This window comes from Pseudomonas sp. Irchel s3f7, assembly GCF_900187615.1.
Lineage (GTDB): Bacteria > Pseudomonadota > Gammaproteobacteria > Pseudomonadales > Pseudomonadaceae > Aquipseudomonas.
Window position 1 is genome coordinate 97,028 of the sequence record NZ_FYDO01000024.1, and the last position, 10,498, is coordinate 107,525.

Genomic DNA, 10,498 nt, shown 5'->3' on the forward strand with positions numbered 1-10,498 from the left:
ACACCGGTTTATTCCCACGTGTGGTGTTTATTTTTCCAGGCGTGGAATAACCTCCCGTACCGGGCGTCTTCCTAGTCCACAGCGTAGTGACTAGCCAGAACCACATGAACGATATCGACGAACAACTGCGAGAAATCATTCCCCGATTGCGGCGATTTGCTGTGTCGTTGACGCGCAACCCAAGCAGCGCCGACGACCTGGTCCAGGCCAGCCTGGAGCGTGCGCTGTCGAGTTGGGGTGATAAACGTGTCGACGGTGATTTGCGCGCCTGGCTGTTTTCAATTCTCTATCGCCAATTTCTCGATGCGCACCGACGTTCCCGTAGGTATGCGCGCATGCTCGAATTTTTCACCGGGCGTGACGACCCACAGCCTTCGGTGGAACGCACCGTCATCGCCCAGTCGACCCTTACCACCTTCGATCAATTGCCCACCGAGCAACGCGCGTTGCTGCTGTGGGTGTCCGTTGAAGGCCTGAGCTACAAAGAAGTCGCCGAGATTCTCGACGTTCCCATCGGCACCGTGATGTCCCGTCTGTCCCGGGCTCGACAGGCTCTGCGCCAGCTCAGCGATGGCGAAATCAACCGCCCTTCCCTGCGGAGACTCAAATGATCAGCATGCCCCCTGACGAGCGTGACCTTCACGCTTACGTCGACCATCAACTCAGCGACGCTGACCGACGTCTGATCGAGACTTTTCTCACCAGCAACCCGGACGTTGCCGCACAGGTCCGTGCCTGGCAGCAGGACGCCCAGGCACTGCGCGCAGCCCTCGGTGGCGCCTTGCAGCAACCGGCCAACCCGGACCTCGATCCGGTTGCGATTCGCCAACGCCTGAAACGCCAGTCGCGCCGTCACCTGGCCAGCGCGGCGGTGTTGTTCATCGCCGTCAGCGTGGGCGGCGTCAGCGGCTGGCAAGCACGCGAGATGACGATTGCCGCCGCTCCGCTACCGATGACCGACGCCTTGCAGGCGTATCGCCTGATTGCCCAGCAAGGCATCCTGCCGGCGGACTACAAGGTCAGCGATGACGGTGACATGCAAGGCTGGCTCGACCGCTATTTCACCCAGGCCAACCGCCTGCCTGACCTCTCGGGTGCGGGGTTCAAACCGGCCAGTGGGCGATTGCTCAGTACCGAGCAAGGGCCGGCGGCGATGGTGGTTTATGAAAATCAGGGCGGACAGAAAATCAGTTTTTATGTCCGGCCACCGGGGCCGAAAAACTTCCTGCTGCCAAGAGGCAGTCGTCGTGATAACGGCTTGCAGGCCGAGTATTGGTCGGGAGGTGGCTACAACTACGCAATGGTCAGCCCGGCGGACACACCGGCAGCGCAGATGCTCAGACAGACCGCGCAATTCTAGGGATCAACGTATCGCAGCAAAAACCGGCTCTGGTTACACTACGCCGCCGCAGCTCGGGGAGCTCGCCAGTCAATGAAGGTGATATCACGTGGCCGTTCGACCACCCAAACGTTCGCGACTCACACCACGCTGGTCCGCGTTACGCCGCCTATTTGGCAAGGCATCGGTGCCGGGCTGCGCTGCGAGCGGTCAAGCCATCCACGACTACTTCCGCCACAAGGCGCACTCCCAGGGCTACACGCTCAGCCACAGCCAGCAGCGTGTGATCGACTGCATGGCCTTGTATGCCTCAGCGTTGTCGGGGCCCTCGACGAGCGCCCTTCCCGGCCTTTACTTGCATGGCGCCGTGGGGCGAGGCAAAAGCTGGTTGCTCGACGGTTTTTTCCAGGCCGCTCCCCTGGAGAAAAAACAGCGTCTGCACTTCCATGATTTTTTTGCTCGCCTGCACCAGGGCATGTTCACCCATCGCGAGCAGCCCGACGCATTGACGACTTCTCTGGATGAATTGCTGAGCGATTGTCGGGTGCTGTGTTTCGATGAGTTCCATGTGCACGACATCGGCGATGCCATGCTCATCACACGGCTGTTCAAGGCCCTGTTCCAGCGCGGCATCCTGCTGCTGGTCACCTCCAATTACCCGCCCGAAGGCCTGCTGCCCAACCCGCTGTATCACGCGCGCTTCAAACCGGTGATCGACCTGATCAACACTCGCATGCAGGTCATGGAAGTCGGCGGCCCCCACGACTATCGCAGCCAGGCCCGCACCCATGCGCAACAGCTCTTCACCCAAGGTCATTACGTCTGGCCGGCCAGCGCCGCACAACGGTTGTCGCTGAACCTGCCTGAACGCGACGCGCCGCCCGTGTCACTGCCTGTCGGCACCCGGCAGTTCCAGGCACGGTTCTGCGAAGGACGGCGTATCGGCTTCACCTTCGCCGACCTGTGCGACCGCCCCACGGCGGTGATGGACTATCTGGAGTTGTGCCGTCGCTTCGACATCTGGGTCATCGATGACCTGCCGCCACTGAGCGAATGCACGATTGCCGCGCAACAGCGCTTTATCAATCTGATCGACGTGCTGTACGACCAGGACAAGCACCTGGTCTTGCTGGGGCAGCACTCGCTGCGTGACAGCCTGGGCGGTGATGCCATTGATCTGGCGCGCACCCGCAGTCGTTTGGGGCAACTGATGGAAGTCAGGGAGCCGGCCTGACAGGAAACATGCCGTTGCCGCTATCATGTCGCCCATTCCCGGGCCCAGTGCCTGCTCCTTGATCAATAGCGAACCTGTTCATGCACACCCTTGCACAATTGCGCGCCGGCCAGCTGTCGGGCATCACACGCCTGGATCTGGCCGAAGACCTGAGCGAATTCCCACAGGAAATTTTCGCGCTGGCGGACTCGCTCGAGGTGCTCAACCTCAGCGGCAATGCCTTGAGCTCGCTGCCAGAAGACTTGCACCGCCTGACTCGATTGCGCGTGCTGTTCTGTTCCGATAACCGCTTCACCGAGTTGCCGGCCTGCCTCGGCCAATGCGCCGAATTGACAATGATCGGCTTCAAGGCCAACCGCATTGCCCATGTCCCCGGCACTGCGTTGCCGCCGCGGCTGCGTTGGCTGATTCTCACCGACAATTGCGTCGAAACGCTGCCGGTTGAGTTGGGAGAATGTCTGCACCTGCAAAAGCTCATGCTCGCGGGAAACCGTTTGCAAGCGTTGCCGGCGTCGTTGCGCAATTGTCATCGGCTGGAGCTGATCCGCATCGCCGCCAATCAGTTGACCGAATTACCGCAATGGCTGCTGGCCCTGCCAAGCCTGACGTGGCTGGCCTATGCCGGTAACCCGCTGGAAACCGAAGCCGATGCCGCCGCCCTCGACGCCACCCCGCGCATTGACTGGTCGACGTTGCGCCTGGAACAACAACTGGGCGAAGGCGCCTCCGGGGTCATCCATCAGGCCCTCTGGCAACCGGCCCATCAACCGGCAGTGCCGGTTGCGGTCAAGCTCTACAAAGGCGAGATGACCAGCGATGGTTCACCGCTGCATGAGATGAATGCGTGCATTACCGCCGGTCTGCACCCGAACCTGATCCGCGTCGAAGGCCGGATTGTGGATCACCCGCAGGAAACGGCCGGGCTGGTCATGCAACTGATCGCGCCGAGTTACCGCAACCTCGCCGGACTGCCAAGCCTGGCGTCCTGCAGCCGTGACGTGTATGCCGACGACCTGCGTTTCAGCGCGGCGGTGGCGCTGCGTATCGCTTGTGGTATCGCATCGGTCGCCGAGCACCTGCACCGGCATGGCATCACCCACGGCGATCTCTACGGCCACAACATCTTGTGGAATGAGCACGGTGACTGTCTGCTGGGCGATTTTGGCGCAGCGTCGTTTCACGCCACGGATGACAGCCTTGCAAGCCAGGCGTTGCAGCGAATCGAAGTGCGGGCGTTCGGGGTGTTGCTGGGGGAATTGCTGGAGCGGATCGACTCAGGGTTGAGCGATGAGCAGCGAGAGGTGCTGGAAGACTTGCAGCAGCAATGTTGTCAGCCGCAAGTGCTGACTCGACCTGGGTTCAATGAAATTATCCAGGCGTTGAATGCCACCTGACCGCTTCGCGGTCAATCGCGAGCAGGCTCGCTCCCACAGGTTTTGTGTCATCTACACAAATCCCTGTGGGAGCGAGCCTGCTCGCGATGACGGCCTGCCAGGCAACAGAACCGTCATTGACACAAAGACTTAACCCGCCAACCCGACAAACATATCCTGTACGTCGTCATGGTTATCGAGGCCTTCCAAAAAGGCTTCAACTTCAGCCATCTGCTCATCGCTCAGGCCGCTGACCGGGTTTTTCGGCTGGTAGCCCAGTTTGGCCGACAGCACGGTGAAGCCTTGTTCCGGCAGGGCTTTCTGTACCGCGTCCAGGTCCGTAGGTTCGGTCAGGAACAGGGTCGCACCGTCTTCACCCGGCTCGAAATCCTGAGCACCGGCTTCGATGGCGGCCATTTCCGGATCGGCGTCCGGGGTGTCCGGCGAGGCTTCGATCATGCCCACGTGGTTGAAGTCCCACGCCACCGAGCCCGAAGCGCCCAATTGCCCCTTGCGGAACGCCACGCGAATTTCCGCCACGGTACGGTTGATGTTGTCGGTGACGCATTCAACGATCAACGGCACTTGATGCGGTGCGAACCCTTCATAGGTCACGCGATGGTATTGCACGGTTTCGCCCAACAGGCCCGCACCTTTCTTGATGGCGCGATCCAGGGTTTCCTTGGGCATTGAGGCTTTCTTGGCCTGTTCGACCACCAGACGCAGGTGTGCGTTGGTGGTGGTATCGGCACCGTTGCGTGCAGCGATGGTGATTTCCTTCACCAGTTTGCCGAAGATCTTGCCTTTGGCATTGGCTGCCGCTTCTTTGTGTTTAACCTTCCACTGTGCGCCCATTACTCACTCTCTTGTCGATGGCGCCGAGACATCTATTGGCCGACGCTTTGCGCAAGTTTATACGGCCTAAAGTCGGCAATCGACCAAAAATTCTGACGTGCATCGACATCTTCACCGGCGGTTGTAGGGCGATTCTGAAAAGTCGATTTGCGATGACCACAAAGCGCTGCGGTTTCGTACCCTCTTCACCCGTATTCCATGGCAGCAGCGAGCTCGATGCATAACGACACGCAAAGTCCCTTCACCCTGTCCCTGCTCGACCATGATTTGCACTTTCAGGTGGTGCGGTTCAGTGGTCATGAAGCGCTCAACCAGCCCTATCGTTTCGAAATCGAGGTGATTGGCCTGGCTCCGGCCTTGAGCCTGGAGCGATTGCAGAATCAACCGGCCTACCTCGGGCTAGGCCCAGGTCAGGGCGTTCATGGCGTTTTGTGCAGTACCGGTCTCGAATACCGTGGCACCTTCCAGGTCGCCTACAAACTGCAGCTGATCCCCCGCCTGAAAACGCTGGATCAACATCGCCGCCGCATTTTCCAGCACTTGAGCGTGCCCATGATCCTGCACCGGTTGCTGGAGGAAAATGAACTGCCCGCCGACAGCTATCGCTTCGAACTGACCACCGGCCAGTACCCTGTGCGAGCGTTTTGCATTCAGTACGAGGAAACAGACCTGGACCTGCTGCAACGGCTCTGCGAAGAAGAAGGTATCCACTACCACTTCGAGCATCAGCGCGACGGGCACGTGCTGGTTCTGGCCGATGACAGCCTGAGCTTCCCCCAGGACGCATTGTTGACGACGTTCCAGAGCGACGCGTTCGATGAAACGAAAGAGCCGATGATCACTGAACTGTTTCAGCGCCATGTGTCGCGGCCCTCGCCGCCGCGCCCTGTCCCTGGAAATCGAGGTACGGCAAACGTTACCGATGGCGCCGCCAATCACTCACTGCCGCCCAGCATGCCACCGTTGCGCAGTCCTGCCCGCGATCAGCTCAGTCGTCGACAGCTGGAGCGGCTGCGTTGTCGACAGCTACAAATAGAGGGACGGAGCCATCTGGGTGCATTGCGCAGTGCGCGGATTGTGCAGGTGTCGGGACATCCGCTGACGAGTTTCAATGATCAATGGCTGGTCACCGAGGTGTGGCATCAAGGGCAACCGATCTCCCCTTTTGCCGAAAACACGCCGGGCGTGACGCTGGAGTACCACAACCGGTTCACTGCCATTCCCTGGTCGACCGCGTTCCGGCCGGCACTCAAGCAACCCCGGCCCAACATTCCGGGCTATCAGCCGGCCCGGGTGTGCGGCCCGATCGGGCAGCCGGCAGACCGGGATGAACAAGGGCGGGTTCGGGTCAACATTTGGTCTTCCCTGCAAACGGATACAGACGAATCTGTCGGGCTTTGGCTGCCGGTTGCACTGGCCTGCGCGCAGAACCCTGGCAACCTGAGCCGACTGCCCGTGGCCGGCAGCGATGTGCTGGTCAGTTTCCTCGACAGTGATCCGGACCGACCGGTGCTCTGCGCGGTCATGGCCCCACTCGAACCGCCGCGCCCTGCGCCCAATCCGAGACCCGTCGGTGACAGCCGCCTGTTGCTCGATTGGCTGGTCAATCGTTCGGATTTCGAGCTTTGATATCAGCCCTTGTCGGCCTTGCCCGCTGCCGCCGCGAACTTCGCCAGGCGCACATCCAGGTGACGAGGGCGGCGTCCGTGGTCTTCGGCGCGCTCCTTGCGGCGGATGGCGTTGCGCACCATCAACGACCCCAGGTAGCGAATCGGCTCCGGTGGAAAAAAGCCCAGCGGTCCGTTCACCAGCGGCGAACGGGTCCAGGCGTTGTCCAGGCCCAGGACCATCGACGCCAGAATCTGCCCGCCCATATGACACGGCCCGACCCCGCTGCCGGAATAGCCAAAACCGTAGAACACGTTGCCACTGGCGCTCATCTGCCCGAAGAACGGCAGCCCGGTGACCGATCGATCCGACGGGCCGTTCCAGGTTGCCTCGACCTTGACGTCGGCAAACGCCGGGAAGAAATCCGCGAGACTGCTCTGCAACAAGCCGGCATAAGGCGACGGTTGATCGAATACCGGCCGCATGCGCCCGCCAAAGGCGAAGGTGTTGCCGCCCTTGCCAAGCATGATCCGGCCGTCCGGGGTGTTGTGGTAGTAGTGCACGAAAATCCGCGAATCGAGCACCGTGACGCCGCTGGTCAAGCCGATCTCATTGAGCAGGTCCGGCCGAGGTTCGGTGATCAGCATGTCGCTGGAAACGATCGCCACGCTGCGCTCGAACTGCGGGAAGGCGCGAGCCATCCACGCGTTCATCGCCAGCACCACCCGATCGGCGCGAATCGTACCGTTCGGCGTTTGTATTCCCGCCGGCTTGCCTTCTTCCAGCCCGGTCATCGCGGTGTTTTCGTAAATCCTCACACCCAATTGCAGGGCGACACGGCGTAACCCGCGCACCAGTTTGCCCGGCTGCACACTGGCCGCTGCCGGGGAAAACCAGCCTTCCAGGTGTTTGCTGGAACCGGCCATGCGCTGCACATCGGCCACTGGTCGCTGGGTGAACGAGTTGATGCCATTGCGCTCCAGCGCCGCAATGACCGCGTCAGTCGAGCCACATTGCGCGCGGTTGGTGGCGGTGTAGAGCGTACCGTCGAGGCGATAATCGGCATCCACCGCGTACTGCTCGCAGAAGTCGCCGATGGCATGGATGCTGCGCTCGGATTCCTTGACCAGGCGCACGGCCTCCTCGACGCCGAACAGCCGCTCAAGGGTGAAGTACTTGGCCGACCACGACAGCGCACAGCCGCCATTGCGACCACTGGCGCCAGCACCACAGATATCCGCTTCGATCAGCACCACATCCAGCTCGGGGTTCTGTTCCTTGAGCATGATCGCGGTCCACAACCCGGTGTAACCACCGCCGACAATGCAGACGTCGGCGCGGCTGTCGCCCTCCAGTGGCGGGCAGGGTTCGGATGTATCAGCCTTCAAGGCCTGGTCCAGCCAAAAGGGTCTCATGGGTCATCTCCAGTCAGACGTCCACACGCCGGCCTGCCACCAGTGCAGCAGGCTGCGCGGGACAGGATTCAGGTTCGCAGGGGTTTGATGGCCATTGCCCGGTTGGGCACGTAGGCGTAATGGGTACCCAGGCCACCGGGGCGGCTGTTCCAGTGCGGGATCAAGACGAGTGCGGAGAACATCGCGCTGCCGGCAAAGACAATGAACACCGTGACGGTGTCGAAGTAGCCCGGCAGCAATCCACCGAGGATCGCCCCGACCGACCCGCAGCCGTTGACGAAACCGGCCGCCGTGGCACCCGCCTTGGCAGTGCCGAAGTCAATGGCGGCCGCACCGCTGATCATCGAGTCTGGTCCGTAAAGCGTCAGGCCCATGACGAACAGCAGTATCACCACCAGCAGCACGCTGCCGGTATGCAGGGCGCCCATGAAAAACGCCAGGGACACGGTCAATGCCAACAGGCTGATCACGCAGGCTGGCATGCGACGGGCGCCGAACAGTTTGTCCGAGGCCAGACCGATCATGATCGGCCCAAGCAATCCGGCCAGTTCAAACGCAGTCGGAATGATCGCCGCGCCGACCTTGCCCACCGAGGGCATCTGTTCGAAAACGATCACCGGGCCCCACAACAGAATCGCGTAGCGCGCCGGTTTGAGCATGAAGTACGCCAAACCCAGCACCAGCACGGTGCGGTTGCGCAGGATCTCCTTCAAAGGCTCCCACATGCTGATTTTGCTTTGCGCGTCAGCTTGTTCGGCGGTCAGCTCAGGTTCCGGCTCCACCGCCGGCAAGCCGACGTCTTCCGGTTTGTTGCGTTGGAAAATAAAAAACAGCACGGCGACCAGCCCAACCACCGCCGCACTGGAAATGAACGCCGCATGCCAGCTGCCAATGAGCGTGTACGCCCACCAGCCGGCAAACGGCGAAGCCACCAGACCACCAAAGGCATAGCAGGAACTCCACAGGCCCAATACCCGCCCGCGTTGCTCGGAGGGAAAGAAACTGCCGAGGTTCTTGCACAATCCCGACCATCCGGTGGACTGCGCCAGGCCTTGTATCAGCATGCAGGTGGCGAAAATCGGCAAGGTCGCGAAACTGCCCATCACCAGCGCCGCACCGGCGGAAATCAGCAAACCACCGAGCACCACGACGCGCGGACCAAAACGGTCGGCCAGGATGCCCCAACCGAACTGGCCCACGGCGTAGGCGGCCAGGTAAATGGCATCGAGGTTGGCCATGGTCATTTTGTCGAGCATGAACGTCGGGTCTTCGCCAATGCCGAGTTTGGCGACAGAGAAAGCTTTGCGAGTGAAGTAGAAAGCGGCGTAGGCGAGCCAGGTGATCGCGAAGATCTGCACGCGCCAACGCTTGATGGTGCCGATGTGCTTGTTCATTGTGGTTCTGACCTCAGGGTGTGAGTGTGCCGGCAGAATTTGGAAGAAAACGCCTGTGTTTTTATTGTTGAGCACTGCGATATCGCCCTGTCCCTACGGCGGATACCGGTCAGATGAGTCCTGTAGCTGCACGCACAGGCTCATGGCTCCCGCTGCTGTTCGACTGACCAGTCACCGGGGCTGAGGTGGATAAAAACAATTACTGATTAATAAGTGAAATCGATTTATCGTATTTCAAATATAAGCTCAGCTTGTTACTGGAGATTTCCATGTCGGTGTCCCACGCCCAGCTCAAGGCTTTCCACGCCGTGGCAGTGCATGGAAGCTTTACCAAGGCCGCCGAACGCCTGTTCCTGACGCAACCGGCGATTTCCGACCAGGTGCGCAAACTCGAAGAGCGCTACGGCGTGTTGCTGTTTCACCGCAACAAACGATCGGTGCGCCTGACTGATCTGGGCGAGCGCCTGCTCGGCGTGACGCAGAAACTGTTCGTCATCGAAGCCGAGGCCCAGGAACTGTTGCAGGATTCCCAGGCCTTGCAGACCGGCAGCCTGATTCTGGCGGTGGATGCGCCGGTCCATGTGCTGCCGCAGATTGCCCGGTTCTGTGAGCGCTACCCCGGGATCAGCGTGAAGATCGAAACCGGCAATACCGATGAGTCATTGTTCCGGCTCTTCAACTATCAGGCTGATCTGGCATTGCTGGGCCGTGACGTCAGCGATGAACGCCTGCTCTCCCTGCCGCTGCGCAACGACCCGATGGTGGCGTTCGTGTCACGCAATCATCCGTGGGCCGATCGTGAATCCATCACCCTCGCGGACCTCGACGACACACCGCTGGTGCTGCGGGAAATCGGTTCCGTGACCCGCCAGACGCTGGAAGAGGAAATGGCCGGCGCCGGGTTTCGCATCCGTCCGGCGATTCAGGTCGAAGGACGGGAAGCCGCGCGAGAGGCGGTGGTGGTGGGGATTGGCGTTGGCGTGGTGTCGGCGGCCGAATTTGGTGCGGATTCACGGGTATGCGCACTGCCGATTATTGATTGCAAACGCAGGCTGACGGAAACCCTGGTGTGCTTGCGCGAGCAGAGCTCACGACGGGTGGTGGCGACTTTTCTGGAGATGGTGCGCGAGAGTCTGAACTGACCCCACCCCCTGTAGATACCGTCTTGCTTCTCATCGAGCAAGCGCAAGTTTCGGGTCAAAGGGTTGGCCCGACTTGAGCACTCCGTAAACGAAATGCAGCAGTTTGCGCATCGCCGCACAGATGATCTGCTTGGGGGC

The 10,498-nt window shown here is 60.8% G+C and carries 9 protein-coding genes and 1 pseudogene; 6 read left to right on the top strand and 4 right to left on the bottom strand.

All coding sequences use genetic code 11. The annotated features are described in order from the left end of the window. The first annotated feature begins 104 nt into the window (after positions 1 to 104). The 4 genes from CKW19_RS20600 (at position 105) to CKW19_RS20615 (ending at position 3,967) form a co-directional block, all read left to right on the top strand. On the top strand, positions 105 to 611 hold the full coding sequence (locus CKW19_RS20600) for a sigma-70 family RNA polymerase sigma factor (protein WP_095059587.1): 507 nt from the start codon (positions 105 to 107) through the stop codon (positions 609 to 611). Then, positions 608 to 1,360, top strand: a complete 753-nt coding sequence (locus tag CKW19_RS20605; protein WP_095059588.1) for an anti-sigma factor — start codon at positions 608 to 610, stop codon at positions 1,358 to 1,360. Before CKW19_RS20600 ends, CKW19_RS20605 begins: the two co-directional genes overlap by 4 nt. Positions 1,361 to 1,448: 88 nt before the next feature. Beyond that, complete coding sequence (zapE, locus tag CKW19_RS20610; protein ID WP_095059589.1) at positions 1,449 to 2,573, top strand: cell division protein ZapE; 1,125 nt, start codon at positions 1,449 to 1,451, stop codon at positions 2,571 to 2,573. Between the two features lie 80 nt (positions 2,574 to 2,653). Next, positions 2,654 to 3,967, top strand: coding sequence for a leucine-rich repeat-containing protein kinase family protein (locus tag CKW19_RS20615; RefSeq protein WP_095059590.1), 1,314 nt, complete (start codon positions 2,654 to 2,656; stop codon positions 3,965 to 3,967). Positions 3,968 to 4,096: 129 nt separating this feature from the next. On the opposite strand, the gene CKW19_RS20620 is transcribed toward CKW19_RS20615, so the two are convergent. Then, a complete protein-coding gene (locus CKW19_RS20620) occupies positions 4,097 to 4,801 on the bottom strand; it encodes a YebC/PmpR family DNA-binding transcriptional regulator (RefSeq protein ID WP_053161495.1) in 705 nt (234 codons plus the stop codon). A 216-nt stretch (positions 4,802 to 5,017) separates the two neighbouring features. Here CKW19_RS20620 and CKW19_RS20625 point away from each other — a divergent pair, with 216 nt between their 5' ends. Further along, on the top strand, positions 5,018 to 6,430 hold the full coding sequence (locus CKW19_RS20625; RefSeq protein ID WP_095059591.1) for a type VI secretion system Vgr family protein: 1,413 nt from the start codon (positions 5,018 to 5,020) through the stop codon (positions 6,428 to 6,430). Between the two features lie 2 nt (positions 6,431 to 6,432). Here CKW19_RS20625 and CKW19_RS20630 read toward each other — a convergent pair whose 3' ends face one another. After that, positions 6,433 to 7,824, bottom strand: coding sequence for an FAD-dependent oxidoreductase (locus CKW19_RS20630; protein WP_095059592.1), 1,392 nt, complete (start codon positions 7,822 to 7,824; stop codon positions 6,433 to 6,435). Positions 7,825 to 7,892: 68 nt separating this feature from the next. Further along, on the bottom strand, positions 7,893 to 9,218 hold the full coding sequence (locus CKW19_RS20635; RefSeq protein ID WP_095059593.1) for an MFS transporter: 1,326 nt from the start codon (positions 9,216 to 9,218) through the stop codon (positions 7,893 to 7,895). Between the two features lie 269 nt (positions 9,219 to 9,487). On the opposite strand from CKW19_RS20635, the gene CKW19_RS20640 reads away from it, so the two are divergent. Beyond that, positions 9,488 to 10,360 (top strand): LysR family transcriptional regulator, encoded by an 873-nt coding sequence (locus CKW19_RS20640; RefSeq protein ID WP_095059594.1) that lies wholly within the window; start codon positions 9,488 to 9,490, stop codon positions 10,358 to 10,360. Between the two features lie 30 nt (positions 10,361 to 10,390). On the opposite strand, the pseudogene CKW19_RS29175 reads toward CKW19_RS20640, so the two are convergent. Then, positions 10,391 to 10,498, bottom strand: a pseudogene (locus tag CKW19_RS29175) (IS110 family transposase); the annotation flags it as partial.